The organism is Alteromonas sp. MmMcT2-5, from assembly GCF_022348315.1.
In the GTDB taxonomy this organism is placed as follows: Bacteria; Pseudomonadota; Gammaproteobacteria; order Enterobacterales; family Alteromonadaceae; genus Alteromonas; species Alteromonas macleodii.
The window spans coordinates 1-17005 of record NZ_JAKRFB010000065.1; the positions used below are offsets into that span (position 1 = coordinate 1).

Annotated in this window: 12 protein-coding genes; 6 read left to right on the forward strand and 6 right to left on the reverse strand. The window is 43.7% G+C overall.

The window, feature by feature from the left end; translation table 11 throughout:
- Positions 1 to 230 precede the first annotated feature (230 nt).
- A complete protein-coding gene (locus tag MHN09_RS18720; protein WP_020742410.1) occupies positions 231 to 1391 on the forward strand; it encodes an IS30 family transposase in 1161 nt (386 codons plus the stop codon).
- A gap of 98 nt (positions 1392 to 1489) precedes the next feature.
- On the opposite strand, the gene MHN09_RS18725 is transcribed toward MHN09_RS18720, so the two are convergent.
- Both MHN09_RS18725 and MHN09_RS18730 read right to left on the reverse strand, forming a co-directional pair.
- The gene (locus MHN09_RS18725) at positions 1490 to 3001 is read right to left on the reverse strand and encodes a serine hydrolase domain-containing protein (protein ID WP_239241696.1); all 1512 of its coding nucleotides are present in this window, start codon (positions 2999 to 3001) and stop codon (positions 1490 to 1492) included.
- Positions 3002 to 3093: 92 nt separating this feature from the next.
- A complete protein-coding gene (locus MHN09_RS18730; protein WP_239241697.1) occupies positions 3094 to 4266 on the reverse strand; it encodes an alpha/beta hydrolase-fold protein in 1173 nt (390 codons plus the stop codon).
- Positions 4267 to 5284: 1018 nt separating this feature from the next.
- Here MHN09_RS18730 and MHN09_RS18735 point away from each other — a divergent pair.
- Together MHN09_RS18735 and MHN09_RS18740 are read left to right on the forward strand one after the other, a co-directional pair.
- Entirely contained in the window at positions 5285 to 5608 is a 324-nt protein-coding gene (locus tag MHN09_RS18735) for a helix-turn-helix domain-containing protein (protein WP_071969360.1), read from the forward strand.
- On the forward strand, positions 5608 to 6918 hold the full coding sequence (locus MHN09_RS18740; protein WP_343300031.1) for a type II toxin-antitoxin system HipA family toxin: 1311 nt from the start codon (positions 5608 to 5610) through the stop codon (positions 6916 to 6918). Before MHN09_RS18735 ends, MHN09_RS18740 begins: the two co-directional genes overlap by 1 nt.
- Before the next feature lie 218 nt (positions 6919 to 7136).
- Here the strand turns inward: MHN09_RS18740 and MHN09_RS21600 are convergent, their stop codons facing one another.
- From MHN09_RS21600 to MHN09_RS18755, 3 genes are read right to left on the reverse strand one after another with little or no spacing between them, the layout of a single operon-like run.
- The gene (locus MHN09_RS21600; RefSeq protein WP_239241699.1) at positions 7137 to 8372 is read right to left on the reverse strand and encodes a HAMP domain-containing sensor histidine kinase; all 1236 of its coding nucleotides are present in this window, start codon (positions 8370 to 8372) and stop codon (positions 7137 to 7139) included.
- Positions 8372 to 9046: a response regulator transcription factor gene (locus MHN09_RS18750; RefSeq protein WP_239241704.1), complete on the reverse strand. Its 675-nt coding sequence runs from the start codon at positions 9044 to 9046 to the stop codon at positions 8372 to 8374. Before MHN09_RS18750 ends, MHN09_RS21600 begins: the two co-directional genes overlap by 1 nt.
- A 41-nt stretch (positions 9047 to 9087) precedes the next feature.
- Positions 9088 to 11472, reverse strand: coding sequence for a TonB-dependent receptor (locus MHN09_RS18755; RefSeq protein ID WP_239241700.1), 2385 nt, complete (start codon positions 11470 to 11472; stop codon positions 9088 to 9090).
- 377 nt (positions 11473 to 11849) lie between these two features.
- Here MHN09_RS18755 and MHN09_RS18760 point away from each other — a divergent pair, with 377 nt between their 5' ends.
- From MHN09_RS18760 to MHN09_RS18770, 3 genes are all read left to right on the forward strand, one after another.
- A complete protein-coding gene (locus MHN09_RS18760; RefSeq protein WP_239241701.1) occupies positions 11850 to 13040 on the forward strand; it encodes a PQQ-dependent sugar dehydrogenase in 1191 nt (396 codons plus the stop codon).
- Positions 13041 to 13403: 363 nt separating this feature from the next.
- Positions 13404 to 16058, forward strand: coding sequence for an ATP-binding protein (locus tag MHN09_RS18765; protein WP_239241702.1), 2655 nt, complete (start codon positions 13404 to 13406; stop codon positions 16056 to 16058).
- Between the two features lie 92 nt (positions 16059 to 16150).
- Positions 16151 to 16600 (forward strand): DUF3010 family protein, encoded by a 450-nt coding sequence (locus tag MHN09_RS18770; RefSeq protein ID WP_014950351.1) that lies wholly within the window; start codon positions 16151 to 16153, stop codon positions 16598 to 16600.
- Positions 16601 to 16709: 109 nt separating this feature from the next.
- On the opposite strand, the gene MHN09_RS18775 is transcribed toward MHN09_RS18770, so the two are convergent.
- Positions 16710 to 16925 carry a hypothetical protein gene (locus tag MHN09_RS18775; protein WP_239241703.1) on the reverse strand — a complete coding sequence of 72 codons (216 nt, stop codon included), beginning with the start codon at positions 16923 to 16925 and terminating at the stop codon, positions 16710 to 16712.
- Between the last annotated feature and the right edge of the window lie 80 nt (positions 16926 to 17005).

Consider the following 17005-nt stretch of genomic DNA (forward strand, 5'->3'; position numbering starts at 1 on the left):
ATTACGCTAAATAACTGTGTATATGAGCCGTATACGAGGCCCGTATGTACGGTTCTGTGAGAGGGATGAGGCGGTGACGCCTCACCCTACTCGATGTTTTTTCAATTTTAGTATTTAAACGGCTGATGTAGCAGAGTGCAACTTCTACAATTGAATTTTCGACGTCCGCTCAAGACCTTGAGTTCAATTGGTGAGTGCAACGCTATCCTTATTAAAGGAGGAATGTTGCCATGAAACAAAGAAAACGTATCTATTACTCACCAGAACAGAAAGCACTTATTTGGGACAGATATAAGCGAGGTGATTCGCTGCATGATATCGCTAGAATGTTTGATCGCTTTCACTCTTCTATTATGCCAACTATTTATCAAACTGGTGGGTATCGGCCACCAGAACGAAAAAGACATCCACAGTCTCTCTCGCTTGATGAAAGAGAAGAAATATCAAGATGCTTAGTCGGTAAACAATCCATTCGAGAAATTGCCAGACGTTTGTCCAGAGCACCATCTACAATTAGCCGTGAAGTAAAAAGAAATGGTGGGTTAAAGCACTACCGAGCCGTAAAAGCTGAACAACGAGCATGGGATGAAGCATTGAGACCCAAGCCATGTAAGTTAATTGGATCCCCAGAGTTATGTAAACTGATAGCCGTTAAGCTTAAAAGGGCATGGTCGCCACAACAAATTGCGGGTTGGTTAAAGCGACAATACCCCGATAATCAGGAAATGTACGTGTCTCACGAAACCATCTATAAAACACTCTTCATTCAGACGCGAGGCGCTCTAAAGAAAGAGCTGCAAAAGTGTTTGCGGTCAAAAAGAGTGGTTCGCAAGTCGCGTCAATCTTCACTGAAAAGGTTAGGTCTAGGAAAAATTCCTGACGCCGTTTCTATAAGTGAGCGACCTGCATCAGTTGAAGATAGAGCGATACCTGGTCACTGGGAAGGCGACCTTATATGTGGCTCTAACAACAGTTACATAGCAACACTAGTAGAGAGGCACTCTCGATTCGTAATGCTGGTAAAAGTGGATGATAGTAAAACGTCGACCGTGATTGCTGCTCTTATCAAACACGCTCAAAAACTACCTAAGGAACTATATAAATCTCTAACTTGGGACAGAGGGAGAGAAATAAAAGATCACAAACAATTCACTCTAGCCACTGATATAAAAGTCTATCTTTGTGATCCTTACTCACCGTGGCAACGTGGTTCCAATGAAAACACCAATCGATTATTACGGCAGTATTTTCCAAAAAGTACCGACTTATCAGTCCACAGCCAACAAAAACTTAGCAGTGTAGCGAGACAACTTAACGAAAGACCAAGAAAAACGTTAGACTATGAAACACCAGCACAGAAATTTAACCGATGTGTTGCGCCCATTGATTGAACTCAAGGTACTTAGCAGCCGTCTGACTTCGAATATATTAACGGCGGCAACTAACACAAAAAAGGATTTGGCCCATGTATCAGTTCTCACACTATCAACTATTCTTTTCTAACACCCCGAATACCACCATCCATAACAAGCACTTTAGCCAGCCCGCTTTCGTTGTCACCCTCAAAACCAATACTACTCCCATTCTTAGCAAAAAATCGTCCGCCACCCTCATGAAAATACTCTTCATTTTCAACATAAGGTAAGGCGTTAAGCACAAAACCATTGACTGTTTTTTCTAGTACCACATCAACGTTAACTGGGTTAGTTACCACGTAGGTTCCAATGTATTTACTCAGTTCCTTTTGGTTTATGGAGACTAATTTCCTAACTTCAGCTTCCGAGTAACCAACGTTTAACGCTTCTTTTAAGCGTATTTCTAGTTCAGTTATTAACTGCCTGCCGTTATTGCCGTTCGTCATAATGGCGTAGCCGTTGCCGGTATCTAGTTCAAGGTATAGCTGCGACATAAACCCAGCATCTGCGCCACCGTGACCAAAGCCCAGAATTTCTCCATCGTCACTCATGTTGATAAAAAAGCCTATTCCTACGTTAGGCGGCTCAGTGCTTGGCGTATTGTTGGTTAACATTTTTTGCGCGGTGGCTTGCGATATCCAGTCGGTTTTCTGCCCTAAATACGCACTGCGCACGCCGCTTGCCAATTTCAACATGTCTGATGGCGTACTCCACATGCCTGCAGCTGCTAATGTGGCGTAGGTATGGGCGCCACCCTTAATTGGCGCACCGTCTCCGTCATACGGCGTCGCCATATTGTTTGATAGGTTTGTTGCAATGGGTTGCTCGAAGCCAGAACGTGTCATGCCTAAAGGTTTAAACAAAAGCCGTTGTGACAGAGTTGGCAGGGGCTCGTTAGCTACGTCTTGCAAGGTAAGCTGAGCAAGCGTAGTGCCGCCACCGGAATAACGCATTTGCGTGCCAGGTTGAATATCAACAACAACGGCATCGGTATTGGCGGGAAATACACCTTCTAGCACCTGCTGCAAAGTAGGTACTGGTTCGCCCGCTGCGTAACCAGGAAAGCCATGTACTGTGGTGCCTGCCGTGTGGCTTAATAATCTGCGTAAAGAAACAGTGTCTTGCCCTGTCCATTCATGTTCAGGCAACTGCCAGCTGGTGAGTAAGGTATTAACATCTGCATCTAAATCTAGTGGGTTATCTTCGCGGTACTTCATCAATACTGCCGCAAATGCGGGTTTAGAAATACTGCCTGCTTGGAACACCGTGTTTTCATCAATAGCCAATTCAGAAGTCAAATCTTTAACGCCGCTTTGCATGGTCCAAGCTATTTGCCCATTTCTCATAAACGCGACAGACACACCAGGTACATCATAATGCGCTTGTCTTTGCTCCAAAGATTGGTAATCAACCTCTTGCCCTTCAATTCGAATGCGTTCAGTAAGGCCTGTTTTTAAAAGGTTGGCTTCTTTTGATTCTGCGGCAGCAGAAGGGGAGGCGGGAAAGGTTTCAGGCTCTGTACAGCCCAATAACGACGCTAAACAAAGCGAAAGTGTAAAAGAGGAGAAGAGCTTGATTGATGTCATTATGTGTATTCCATTACGAGTGAACGTACCAGAGTACGTTCCTACTATTATTCGGTCAATGCTGACGATTTTCTAGTTCAGGCACTTGATAGCTAGTCGCCTGTACCTTCCGCAATCTTCTTTCGCAAATTCGCCAACCGCGTTTTAAAAGCACCATTTTCAACATTTTCTTCATAGCTCATTGCTAGCGCTTTCTCTCGCATTTCAAGTGCCATGGCTAAATCGCCGTTAGATTCATAACCGTCTGCCAGACTGTCGTAAGCGTCAGATTTGTTGGGGAAGCGAGCTATATTGTTCTTAAAAATTGCAATGGCAGAGTCAAAGTCTTGTGCGTTCAACGCAGCGTAACCCGCGTGGTTTACTGCTTTATATTCTGGCTTTGCTTCAAAAGCGTATTTCGCAGAAAGGTCTTTATAGTAACGCTCTACCGCAGGAATACCTTCTTGTATTATCGCACCTGTTGGGCGTAACGAATTTAGCTGCTTTTGAAGCGCCAAGCTCATACCTACAAGTGCAGTCGTATTGTGGCTTTCAGATGTGTCTAGCTCCGTGTCAAAGGTAAACCCTTTTCGTTCACTGCTATTTAGTAGTTCAGAGTAACGTTCGTATGCGCTTAGCATGTTTCCACCTTCGTTACCCATATTGATATAAAGGTATTTGTTAAGGTCGCTATCTGACGCAAGGAACGTTTTTGCCTCTGGAAATATCACTTCTTCGTGCCACCACAAACTTGGGCTAAAGGCGAAGTAAGCTTGAAACAGTTCAGGCCTCTCTTGCAATGCGTACACGGTAAAAAGGGCGCTTAATGAATGCCCTGAGATAATCGCGTACTTATTGGTGCGATAGTTTGCCTTTATATAGGGCTTTAGTTCTTTTTCTAGAAAGTCTAAAAAGTTGTCGGCACCACCAGATATTCCCCACTGGTTGTAGCTTTCATCATAGGTAGGTGTGAAGTCTCGGGTGCGCTCGGTGTTGGTAATACCGATAACAATCATTTCCTGCGCCATTCCAGACTGATTTAGCAGATCAAGCGTGCCTACGGTATGGGCAAAATTACGCTGTCCATCTAGCAAATATAAAACTGGGTAGGTGGTGTCTTTATAGCGGGAATAGTTATTTGGTAAGTGAATAAGTAGTTCTCGCGACTCATTCAAAACCTCTGACTTTATTATTACAACGTTGGCCTCGCCACGCACTTTGGCTGAAGCTTGAAAACTAATACTTAGTAATACACCTATAAAGGTGAAAGCCAGCTGTCTGTACATTTGAAATTCCTTTTTCGTTGTGCGCAGGGCAGATCGAATTAACGTAAGTTTTTATAATTAAACTACTTTAACCTGTCACAGATAGTATGGCTTGTCAAAGTGTGGCTTGCTTAACGCCTCCGGGAGCTCCGTACAAGTCTTAGTTAAAGTGAATTAAACCTTGGTTTGGGATGGGGGAATTAGGGAAACACAGCTTAATCAGGAAAGGTCTTATGATTGAAGACGATATTCATCAATAAACTGTAAATTAAAAATACTCTCCACCAACAAAACACTCACCAACTCAACCTGGCAACGACTAAATTTTCAGATGTGCTTAGTGAAAACGTCCAGTTATTTTTCTCACACAAACGCTGCACAATGCCTAACCCAAGGCCGTTATTTGTTATATGGGGTTCGGCAGGTAATGTTACCTGCTGGTCAACATGCTTATTTGTGTGATTGCTTACAATGAGTTCGTTGTCTTTAATTACTACGCTGACAGGGCCCTGGTTATCTAAGGTGTGTTCGAACGCGTTACGTACAAGGTTTATAACGGCGATAGAAAAAGCTTGTGGATGCCCGAAAATACCGGCCGCAACGCTTGGGCCAAATAAGGCGAGATATCAATCGCCGTGTGACTGTTCCAATACATCGCCAGCGTTCTTGCCTTCTAATACCGCTAACACGGCTTTTTTAACTTCTTGAAATGCATTCCAGTAGCCTTTAGCGGCCATAGCATCTAAATGCCTGAGCCTTCAGCTTGCCAGAGTGAACTAGTTCAATTCGTGAGTCACCCGATAGCCTTCAATGGACAGTAAGTGGTATGCTCACCTCCGATTATCGCTCTTATCTATCATTAACAATATTTCTTAAATTCTCATAAAGACCCAAAATGGTTACTTTAATAGATTAAAAAACGCTTAATGCAACCAAAGTTGCACTCTATATAGAGATTTGACAACGTCGCTTTAAAGTCCTAAATTAAGGATATTAAGTGGAGATGTTTCACATAGTGTAACTAATTTGGGGCTTTATAGTGAAGAGCGTAACAGCTACAGCATTAGCAGAAGAGATCGGCGACAGATTGAAACAAGCTCGACTAAATCGAGACTTAACACAATCAGAAGTGGCGGAGCTTGCTGGCATTGCTCGCAAAACGGTTTTAAACGCAGAAAAGGGAAAGGTTCAGCTCAACATTATGATTGCTATATTAATGGCATTAGACCTCACGGAGCAGATTGATCTATTTCTCCCTAAACAAGAAATTTCTCCCTTACAGCTGGCCAAACTGCAAGGAAAGAAAAGGCAGAGAGCCTCTGGTCAGCGCAGTAACAAAAATGAGGAAACATCAGAATGGTAATGGAAGTTATTACAATAACATACCAAGACGATGTCGTTGGTGCTGTGAGTTTTGACACTGAAAAGGGATTAGGGTCGTTTGAATATGCTCCAGGCTTCATAAAAAAAGGCATCGAACTGTCCCCGATCAAAATGCCATTATCGAATCGCATTTATAGCTTTCCCGAACTGGATTTCAACACCTTTAAAGGCCTACCGGGTTTAATAGCTGACTCCTTACCTGATGATTTTGGTAACGCAGTTCTTAACGCATGGGTTGCAGGTCAAGGTCGATCACCTAGTGACATTACCCCACTGCAACGCCTTCAATATACGGGAAAGCGAGGCATGGGCGCGCTTGAGTATGCGCCAGCTACAAAGTTACGAAGTTTAAATGCTTCACAGCAAGTAGAAATCCAATCCCTCGTTTCAATTGCACAAGAAATCTTAGATTTACGAGGTAACTTTGAAGTAGAACTCAAACAAAGTGGCCAAGACGATAGGGAGGCAATGATGTCTTTATTATCTGTTGGCATGAGTGCGGGAGGAGCACGACCGAAAGCCGTATTAGCATTTAATGGAGATTTTACTCAAGTTCGCTCCGGCCAAGCCAAAGTGCCAAGTGGTTTTACTCATTATTTGATGAAATTTGACGGCGTTAGTGAACACAACAAAAATCAAGAAACCTTCGGTGACCCATTAGGCTATGGTGCAATGGAATTTGTTTATCATTTAATGGCTAAGAAATGCGGTGTCGATATGATGCCATGCCGCTTACTTCATGAGGGCAATCGGCGCCACTTTATTACACAACGGTTTGATCGAAATAAAAATACCAAGGTACACGTACAAACGCTAAACGGGCTTGCTCACGTTGATTATAAAAAGCCGGGGGCATTTTCATACGAAGAATTATTTGGTATTGCCAGACAGTTGAAGCTTTCTGCTGTTGAAGCTGAGCAGCTATTTAAGCGCATGACGTTCAATATTATTGCTCGAAATCACGACGACCACTCAAAGAACTTTGCCTTTATATTAAAAAAAGACAAATGGTCTCTCGCACCAGCTTATGATTTGGCATATAGCTATAAACCAGGCAGTAAATGGGTAAACAGCCATTGGATGAGCTTGAATGGTAAAAGAGATAAATTTACTCGAAGTGATTTCTATAGTTTAGAAAAACTTAGCCCAATTTTTAGCAAGAAAAAGATCGACGATATTATTGATGCCACGATTGAGCACATATCAACTTGGCGTCAGCTTGCTGAGGAATGGGATGTACCAAAAACACTGATAGACGAGATACAGGAAAACTTGCGGCTCGATATTTAGTATGCTCAGAGTTCGATACTCATTTTCGCTATTCCTTAACACTCCGAATACTACCATCCATAGCAATCGCTTTAACCAGCCCATTTTCATCGACCATTTCAAAAAGAACACTACTCCCGTTCTTAGCAAAAAATCGTCCGCCATCCTCATGAAAATACTCTTCATTCTCAACATACGGTAAGGCGTTAAGCACAAAAGCATTGGCTGTTTTTTCTAGCTCACCAACCTAACCGAGCAATGACTAGATTTTCAGATGTGCTTAGTGAAAACGTCCAGTTATTTTTCTCACACAAACGCTGCACAATGCCTAAACCAAGGCCGTTATTTGTTGTATGGGATTCGACAGGGAATGTTACCTGCTGTTCAACATGCTTATTTGTGTGATTGCTTACAATGAGTTCGTTGTCTTTAATTACTACAATGACTGGGCCGTGGTTATCTAAGGTGTGTTCGAACGCATTACGTACAAGGTTTGTAACGGCGATAGAAAAAGCCTGTGGATGCCCGAAAACGCTGGGGTTTGCCGCTTCGTCTAGTTCAATATCAACTGACTTTCCTCGCAAAAGGTAGCGCTGTTGGTCAATGGCTTTATACACTAGGGGCGCAACGCTAAACTGTTCGTTATACAAGCCGTCGTCGGTCTCGCGGGCTAAACACAAAAACATTTCAATCATGTTTTTCATGTCTAGCGTGGCACGCCGCATTCTATCTAGCGCCTTTTTGTCACCATTATCCAAATCACTTTGTTCAAGTATTTCGAGCGCACCCGAAATTACCGTCACTGGGGTGCGTAATTCGTGGCTGGCTGCATTGGTGAAATTGCGTTCGCGTTCAACAAAGTCGCTAACTCTTTCAAGGGTCTTTTCAATTGTCATCGCTAACAGACCTACTTCGTCATCTACGAATCGGCTCGACCTAATGCGTTTATGATCGTCGGCAGTTAAATGTTTGGGGTCAATTTTTGCAACAACGTTAGCAAGCTCCACCACTGGCGCCACCGCTTTGCGCATAATAAACAACCCTAAAATAAAACCAAACAGGCCTAATGTGCCTACCACGCCAGTTATAGCAACTAGCAGCCACCAATCTTCTGATGAATTGGCTTCAATGCCGGCAACGTCAAAAACGACATAGGCGTTTTGTGTGGAGCCGGAAGGGTTTATTACTGCAACCTGTAATTCTTCGGCGTCAAACTCATACAACCCTTTTTCTGGATTGGTACGAGCCCACTCTCTAAGGGAAGCTGGTAAGTCATCAATTTGGGTATAGCTTTGCAGGTTTGATGTAAGGGCAGGGTAGTTTTCAGCGGCTACTTCAAGCTGCTGCGACAATACGCGGTCTTCGCTTAGCCTAATTCCACTAAAAAAAGCAAAGCCCCATACTATGCTTAGTACAGCAACACACACGGCAAAGGCTATGGCTACGCGTTTGCGTAAACTGTGCTTATACACCACTACATATCCTTAGCAATTCGATATCCAATGCGATGAACCGTATGAATTAGCGGTTGCTCAAACGACCTATCAACAGCTTGCCGTAGCTTGTACATGTGCGATCGCAGCGCGTCCCCGTCAGGCTGTTCATCTGCCCAAAGTAGTGTTTCAAGTGTATCGCGAGTTACCACAGAAGGAGAGACTTCCATTAATCGCTGTAGCAGCTTCATACAGGTAGGTGTGATATCAATTCGTTGTCCACTGCGGTGAACTTGTAGGGTTGATTTGTTAAGCGTGAGATCTCCCACAGTTAATACGTTCTCTGCTTTGCCATTACTACGTTTAAACAGTGCATGAAGTCGTACGTGAAGCTCCTGTAAGGCGAACGGTTTAACCAAGTAGTCGTCTGCTCCAACTTCGAAGCCTTTAATTTTGTCGTCAAGCGTATCTCTGGCGGTAAGCATAAGTAACGGCGTTTGAAGCTTGGCTTCAGTTCGCAGCTTTTGGCAAAAGTGCAGACCGTCCATCCCAGGAAGCGTAAGGTCTAGCACAATTACGTCGAAAGCATGAGTAACAGCCAGGTGCATCGCGCTTATCCCATCATAGGCAAAATCGAGTATAAAGTTATGCTTTTCAAGATAAGCGGCAATGTTGTCACAGATATCGCGATTATCTTCAACAACTAATACTCTAATGGGCAATGCCCCCGGCGGTTGTAACATGAATTGTTCCTTTATTACCAAGCGTAGTCTAAGCGCAATCCAATTAACGGCTCGGCTTCGCTGCTGTCTATTACTTCAACGCCACGGCGGTAGTCAAACTCACTTTCATCTCCCGATGATGCTGCCGTTACGTTAATGACATCAAGAAAGGCAGTGATATCTACAGGGCCAACAGCGCGGCGATAGTCCACACGTACATTTAACAAACCGGTGCCACTTTTACGGCCCACATTGCGCTGCGTAATCTCTTTCGAATAGCGCAAAGGTTCGCCCGGCCCCAGCACATCAGAATGGATGATAAATAGGTCGTCAGGCGTGCCTGACAGATATTTATAGCGCCCTGCTACTTTCCAGCGGTCGTTTATTTCCCATGTTAGGCCTATTGTGGCTACATGCTCACGACTAAATTCAGCGGCAACGTCGCCACGCCCGTCTTTTCGGTCAATTACAGCGTCGTTATACGAATAGGTGGCGGTGGCATAAAGCCCTTCTTGGATTGTACCGTTTAATACAATATCGAACCCGTGAGACGAACCGTCGCCAATATTGGCAAAGGTACCATTTGCTCTATCAAGGTCTGCCACTAAATCTTCTAGATTTTGATAATACGCTTCCGCCAACACCGACCAATCTTTAGTTATAGTGTGTTTTAAGCCTACACTCGTATGCGTTATTTTCTCATTTTTCAGCTTGTTCGATTCATTGGCTGCCAGCTCTAAATATCGCGGAGACTGATAGAATTGACCAGCTGTTGCAAAATATCGTATTGAGGTAGTAGGCTGCCAATTAACGCTAAACCTAGGTGATACAACAGTTTGGTCGGCAAAGCCATCGCGCTCGGCACGTAATCCTGCGCTGAAATCCCAATCACTGAACTCAAATTTTTGGTCGACATAGCCCGCATAGTTTGTTTCTTTTCGACGTATAGAAGAATTGATGTTTTCAGGCGTTAGCACAATGTAGCGCTGCTCAGGATTGGCTCTAAAATCATCGTCGTCGTATACGTATCTAATCCAATCACCGTCTAGCACAGTGTCGTAATCTAGCTCAATTTGAGTTAACCGCGCGCCCGCACTAAATAATCCCCACTGGTTTATTGTTTCAAAGTCGGTGCGCCATCCAATTTCTGTTTCATTTTCACCAATTGTTATGATGTTCTCGCGCACGGGAAAATCTGATGCAGGTGCGCCTTCTGGAGCTTGATCAGGGAAGGCTTCACCTTCTGAACTCACCTTGTCACTTTTTCGATAATAGATTCTATTAGTCCAAACCGCATTATCACCAATAAGTGATTGTAGTGTTAAACCATACAGGTCGCTGTCTTGTTTGAAATTAAGTAGCGCTACATCTTCAAAATTTGGCGATGCAAAAACATGGCTCACATTTCTTTCGTAGTCTTCATAAGTGTCAATTAGTAGCACTTCAAGCGTATGGTTTTGATTTACCGGTATTACAGACTTTACTATGGCGTCGCGTAATACAGGGTTACCAATGTCCAGCTCGTCAATGGTTTCAAAGAGTTCACCAAAGTCCAAGCGTCTTGCAGAAACAAGCAATGTTGAGTCTTCAGTAATGCCGGTAGGGCCATCGTAACCTACCTCAAAGCCGGCAAGGTCATAGCGAAAACTAGCGGAAGGGCTTGGGTTGCCATCTGCCACATCTAACTTAAGTAGCGATGCTGCACGGCCGCCATACGCAGGGCCCCAGCCACCCGGAGAAAATTCAGCACCGCTAATAACATTGGGCGCAAAAATGGAGAATCTACCGCCGCCGCCAACATCTTCTTCTTCACCTAGGGTTGCGTCGAAGTGAATGGCTTTATCAAACGGGAAGTCGTCTACGAATATCAGGTTGTCTCTTGGGCCTCTTCCGCGCACGCTGAAGCTAGCAAACTCGCTTGCAGACGCGAGTCCAGGCAAACCGTCTAGCGACAAGAGTGGGTCGGCTCCGCCTCCAACTGCGCTGCGCAGTGATTCTCTATCAATATAAACATTAGAGGCTGACGACGATAAATCTGATTGTTGCGCTCTTACTTCAACGACTTCTATAGATTCAGCTCTTAGCTCGTAATCAAGCCTAACGTTCTTTCGTGTAATAACGCGAATGCTGGGTTCAAATAACGAGGCAAACCCTGCCTTACTTACATTCACTGAATAGAGCCCGGGGTTGAGTTCATCAACTATTATTCGACCCTGCTCGTTAGTCTCAAGTGTTTGGGTAGAGGCAGTTTCACGCTCTTTAAGCGTGATTTGAGCGCTGGGAATTGGGCGCTCAGTGACTTGATCCTTAACCACTATCGTCAGTGCACCGGGTGATTCGTCGGCATTGGAAGTGAGAGGGAAAACAAATAAAACAGCGCATAAACCTAATATGGAGCGGGACTTTGATTGCTTATTCATATTGTTGCCCCTCTGTGACTTAGCCAGGATATCAATTTGTTTTGTTTTCTCATGTGATTACCTTATTAAGTTGATTGAGTTTGTTGAAACACATGAAGATTAACAAAGCAAATGTCGCCGAAATGTCGCCAAGACATGAAGAAAAGTTTAATTAGGTTTGATGTGTTGCTTTGGGCGCTGTGGAGTGATGGATTAATACGTTATTTAATTAAAAGCAGCGAGGCTAGTTGTGGGCGGAAAATACACCTAAGCAACTATCGGAATAATGTAAACCCAACCAAACAAATTAACGTAACCACCCCTAACCATAACTATTTGCGTGGCACATTAATAATGTGTTTAGCAGTACGCGAACCTTCAATAAGGTTAATACTACAATGCAAACAAAATTCATGCAGACCCTATACGCGCGACAAAAAATAGCGCTTTTACTTACACTCTTTGCCACGTCTTTTTTTGCTTCGGCTCAATCTAATTCGTCGGAACAAATTGAAATGAAAGGCAGTAAAGGCACTACCGTAACGGGTAATGTGCTTACGTCATTTGATAACCCTTGGGCAATGGCTTTTCTACCCGACGGGCATAGCTTGGTAACGGAAAAAGCTGGCACTCTATGGCTGCTTGATGAAAACCAGCAGAAGCGTTTTGCTGTTAGTAATGTGCCAAGTGTTACTGCGCGCGGGCAGGGCGGTTTAGGTGATGTCATTATTCACCCTGACTTTGCGTCGAATAACACTATTTATATTTCGTACATTGAACGAGATGAAAAAGACGATGCGTTCAGCGGTGCGGTGATAGAGCGAGCCACGCTTACCTTATCTGATAGTGGCGCGAAGCTGTCTGAAAGAGAGCTAATTTGGCGTCAGTCGCCCAAAATGACCGGCAATGGGCATTATTCTCACCGTATGGCGTTTTCACCAGACGGCCATTTGTTTATTACCTCGGGCGAGCGGCAGAAATTCACGCCTGCTCAAAACATGGCAATGAATTTGGGTAAGGTGCTGCGCTTACACGACGACGGCAGTGTGCCTGAAGATAATCCGTTTTATGGTCAAGGCAGTGTAACAGAGCAAATTTGGACGTTAGGGCACCGCAACCCGCTGGGCATCGATTTTGATGAACAAGGTAATTTATGGGCGCATGAAATGGGGCCGCGCGATGGTGATGAACTCAATATTATTGAACGCGGTCGCAATTATGGTTATCCAGCGGTGTCGCAGGGTGACCATTACTCAGGTGTGAAAATTCCTAACCACGAAGACTACCCTATATTTAAGTCACCTGAATTTGCATGGGTGCCTGCCATTAGCCCTGCGGGTTTTATCATTTATAAAGGCGATAAGTTTAGCGACTGGAAGGGAAATGGGTTCATAGGCGGCTTGTCTTCAAAAGCGCTGGTGCGTGTTGCCTTTAACAAAGACGATGAAGGAAACTGGAAGGTTGAAGAAGCGGAACGCTACGAGTGGGGCAAGCGGGTACGCGAAGTTGAACAAGACAGCATGGGTCATATTTATGTACTTGAAGACAAAGAAGGTGGAAGGCTGATAAAGCTCAATTCACTAAACTAGACGCTATGTAAGCAGAATAAGACTGAAACATAAGCTTTGAGGGCACATAAATACACATCGATAAGTGATGAGAATGTGTGCTCTCAAGCTGCGATAGCTTCATCAGGTCTTGTTCTTGAGTGACTTTTTAAAGCCTTTTTCTTTTAAATGACGCTTTTTCTAAGTTGGGCCACATTTTTACACCCCAAAGGATAAATGTGTTGCAAGAACAAGACGGTTTCGCAAATGGTTTTAGGTGTATTTGCAAGCACCTTTACGCCATGCGCAAACAATGGAGGAGTTTAGTATCAACCCGTTGAGCGATGTGATACGTTGCTCTTTAGATGAAAGTATAAGTTAACCTATTCAAACCTCAGGATCCTCATGTCACAGCCCCCCAAAAACATTAACTTTGAACGTTGCGAAGACGAGCCAATACATATTCCCGAAAGTATACAAAGTTACGGTTTTCTTATTGCTTTTAATTACAAGGACTTGAAGATTTCGATTGTCAGTGACAACTGCGAGTCAGTGTTCACTGAGCCGCTCATTGGTAAACACTTTTTAGAAATACTCTCATCAGATACGAATGAACGGGCATTTCTTGAAGAAACGTTTGATAGGGTTACAAAAACCAAGATTAGGCTGCCCATTAAGCTTCACTTAAAAGCCTCGATGTTAGAGGAAGGAACGGCGATAGATTATTTGGCGGTGGTTTATGATTCCGGTCAAAACTATGTTGTTGAGCTAGAGCCCGCAACTGAATTCAGAGATACCTATAGCGCAGAGCAATTTATCAAACTCTATGCTATGTCTATTGCTCCGCGCTTTAAAGAAATGACGTCACTAAGAGAGATGGCCCAAGAAATGGTCTCGACCATTCGGTATCTCACAAATATGGACAGGGTAGTACTTTACAAATTTAATGATGACTACTCAGGGAAAGTTATCGCAGAAGCTAAAGCCGATGATATGGACTCATATCAAGACTTGTACTTTCCTGCGTCAGATATTCCTGCACAGGCTAGAGCGCTTTACAAAACTAACTGGGTAAGACTAACCCCTGATACTGAGTTACCTCCTGCAAGGCTAGTTCCATCGACTGAAGCGTCAGGCAGAGAGCCGCTGGATCTCACTCGCTCGCTGCTGCGAACCTTTTCACCTATTCATCTTCAATACATTAGAAACCAAGGTTTGCGGGCTTCATTTTCGATCTCTTTAGTAACGGACGGCGAGCTTTACGGGCTAATTTCTTGCCACCATCGCGAGGCTTGTTATATTCCACAAGATGTACGACTGCAATGTGAGAATTTAAGTCAACTGTTCAGCTGGCATTTGTTGGCGAAAGAAGAAGAGATTGCGAAACGCAAAAAGCATGTTACTGATAAAGCTGTTGATGCGATGTTGGATAGAATCGGTCCAGCAAATCCTATTAGCCGTGTAGTCAAAAGTGGCGAGCGCGCTTTTTTAGACGCGCTTAATAGTTCAGGGTTTGTTTATTATTCTCAGTACGAGACCATTACCCTCGGTTCTACTTTACCGATAGAACTCATCAAGGAGATTTTTTCCAAAGCAAGCAGCCAAGGCGGGTTCCCATATACCAACGACGCGCTTTATGACGATTACCCGGAAGCACGACAGTACGGTATTGCTGGCATAATGATTATTCCACTGTTTGAAAAGAAGCAGTACTTTACCGCCTGGTTCAGGAAGGAAACCCATCGCGTACAAAAGTGGATTGGCGCCGAAGATGAGAAGTCTGAAGATGCACCAAAAGCTCAGCGGCTTAAACCCAGAGCTTCGTTCACTATCCATACCCGCACTATAAAAGGGCGCTCAACGAGTTTTGATAGGGCGGATGTCGATACTGCCAATCGCCTGAATAGAATGTTTCTTGTTTATGCACTTGATGTGCAAGAACGTATGCACATCAGTATTCAAGAGCTTGAAAAGCAAGATAATTACAGAAATGAATTTCTTGCCACGTTAGCTCACGAATTGCGAAATCCGCTTGGGCCTATTATGTCTGGCGCAAGTATTTTAGAAACGGTTGACGATGATAAAACGCGTAAAAGAGTGACGGCTATTATTAATCGTCAAGCGGAATACATGTCAAAACTTATCAACGATTTGATGGATGTATCGCGTATTACGCGAGGTAAGGTCAAGCTTGAGTTTGAAAAATTGAGTATTCAAGACGTGCTGTCAGATTCCCTTGAAATTGTTGATCAGCAGGTAAAAGCGAAAAAACACAATATAACCGTAAATTATCTCGAAAAAGATGTGACGGTTTATGGCGATAAAGCGCGTTTAAGTCAGATATTCTCAAACATTATTCACAATGCTGCTAAATATACGAGTGATCAGGGAAGGATAACTGTAGATATCAGAGAGGAAGGTGTCATGGTTGTCGTTGCTGTTAAAGATAACGGCATGGGGATACCTGAAGACAGGCTTAAAGACGTGTTTAATATGTTTACCCAAATTGAGGCGCACTCTACACATACTAAAGGCGGTTTAGGAATAGGGCTTACGTTGGTGAGTAAACTTGTAATGCTGCATCACGGTGATGTGTCGGTAATGAGTGAAGGGTTAGGCCGGGGAAGTACCTTTGAAGTTAGACTTCCCATCTCTAAATTGGCTTATGAGCAGTCTGACAATCAGGAAGCCGAGCCAGCTATTCAAAGCCAAACCAAAGTCATGTTCGTTGACGACAATGCCGATCTTATAGATGCATATTGCTTATTAGCTGAGTCTATGGGAGTGACTGCCCTAGGTATTACTTCTCCTAAAGAGGCTGTCGCTGAATTCAAGGCGTTTAAACCTAACTTCGTATTTCTTGATATCGGTATGCCAGATATTGACGGTTATGAGCTGGTTAAAATGCTGAAAGCCTTACCTGAATCAGAGAATGTTAAGTTTTATTCTCAAAGCGGGTGGGGCTCAGAAAAATATGTAGAGGACTCCCAAGCGGCAGGGTTCGATCAGCATTTCGTAAAGCCCTTGTCAAAAGACACAATTCAGTCGGTACTAAGCTAAAACATCTGTTAAGAGGTTGAAGCTTACCTACTGAATGACTCAAATGCTGTGAAACACGTTATAATGCCGGACAAACGTAATTAGGAATACATATGAAAGTTTGTGGTGTAGATTTAAAAGGTAATGAAGCAATTGTTAGTTTGGTGTCGCTAGCTGACGGCTTGTTTCATTTGCCAGATTGCCGTACGCGCCGTTTAACGCTTGCCGATACCAGTGCGAAGGGCCTAAAGAGCTTCCAAAGCACCTTCGCTAAACTTGTAGAAGACTACAAAATTGATGCAGTGATAATTCGTCAGCGTCAAAGCAAAGGTAAATTTGCAGGTAGTGCAATTGGCTTCAAGCTAGAGGCTGCCATTGAATTGATTGAAGGGCTTCAAGTTGTAGTATTTAGCCCAACGGATATTAAAGAATCACTACGTAGAAATCCGCTTGCAGTGCCATTTTCTGACACGGGTTTAAAACAGTTTCAAGAAACCGCTTTTACAACGGCGTATGCGTGGCTTATGAAAAATGAGTATGCCTCGCAAGAGTCAGACGAGTAATAATCGGGAGCGGTTGGCTCAATGTTTATTTTCAGTTTATTTAATTGTGCCTGCATTTATTGTGCGGGCATTGTTTTTCTTAATTTCTCTTATCCCAGCCTGAAAGGTTTTACTTCACCATTCCCTCAACTTTCGCATTCATCTCTACCAATGCTGTGTAAAGTGCTTCTAACTGATCGCTAAAACCAGCTACGCTTCCATGCTCATTACGTTTTACCGTTAGCTCAATCGTTGCAGCTAGCTCAGCTAAGGCGTAAGCGCCAATGTACCGAAGGGCAGTTATGTAGATATGCGCTATACGAACAATAGAACCGACATTCCGCATCAAATTCAGGAATAAATCTCTTGGTATAATGTGCCAAGTACATCAATGATCACCTGCTGGCGCTCCTGTTTGTCTGTGAT

Excerpts from the sequence above, each read along its gene's own strand:
- MHN09_RS18740 (WP_343300031.1), top strand. The coding sequence starts at position 5,608 with ATGGAAGTTATTACAATAACATACCAAGACGATGTCGTTGGTGCTGTG.
- MHN09_RS18720 (WP_020742410.1), top strand. The coding sequence starts at position 231 with ATGAAACAAAGAAAACGTATCTATTACTCACCAGAACAGAAAGCACTT.
- MHN09_RS18755 (WP_239241700.1), bottom strand. The coding sequence starts at position 11,472 with ATGAATAAGCAATCAAAGTCCCGCTCCATATTAGGTTTATGCGCTGTT.
- MHN09_RS18775 (WP_239241703.1), bottom strand. The coding sequence starts at position 16,925 with ATGCGGAATGTCGGTTCTATTGTTCGTATAGCGCATATCTACATAACT.
- MHN09_RS18760 (WP_239241701.1), top strand. The coding sequence starts at position 11,850 with ATGCAAACAAAATTCATGCAGACCCTATACGCGCGACAAAAAATAGCG.
- MHN09_RS18730 (WP_239241697.1), bottom strand. The coding sequence starts at position 4,266 with ATGTACAGACAGCTGGCTTTCACCTTTATAGGTGTATTACTAAGTATT.
- MHN09_RS18770 (WP_014950351.1), top strand. The coding sequence starts at position 16,151 with ATGAAAGTTTGTGGTGTAGATTTAAAAGGTAATGAAGCAATTGTTAGT.
- MHN09_RS18725 (WP_239241696.1), bottom strand. The coding sequence starts at position 3,001 with ATGACATCAATCAAGCTCTTCTCCTCTTTTACACTTTCGCTTTGTTTA.
- MHN09_RS18765 (WP_239241702.1), top strand. The coding sequence starts at position 13,404 with ATGTCACAGCCCCCCAAAAACATTAACTTTGAACGTTGCGAAGACGAG.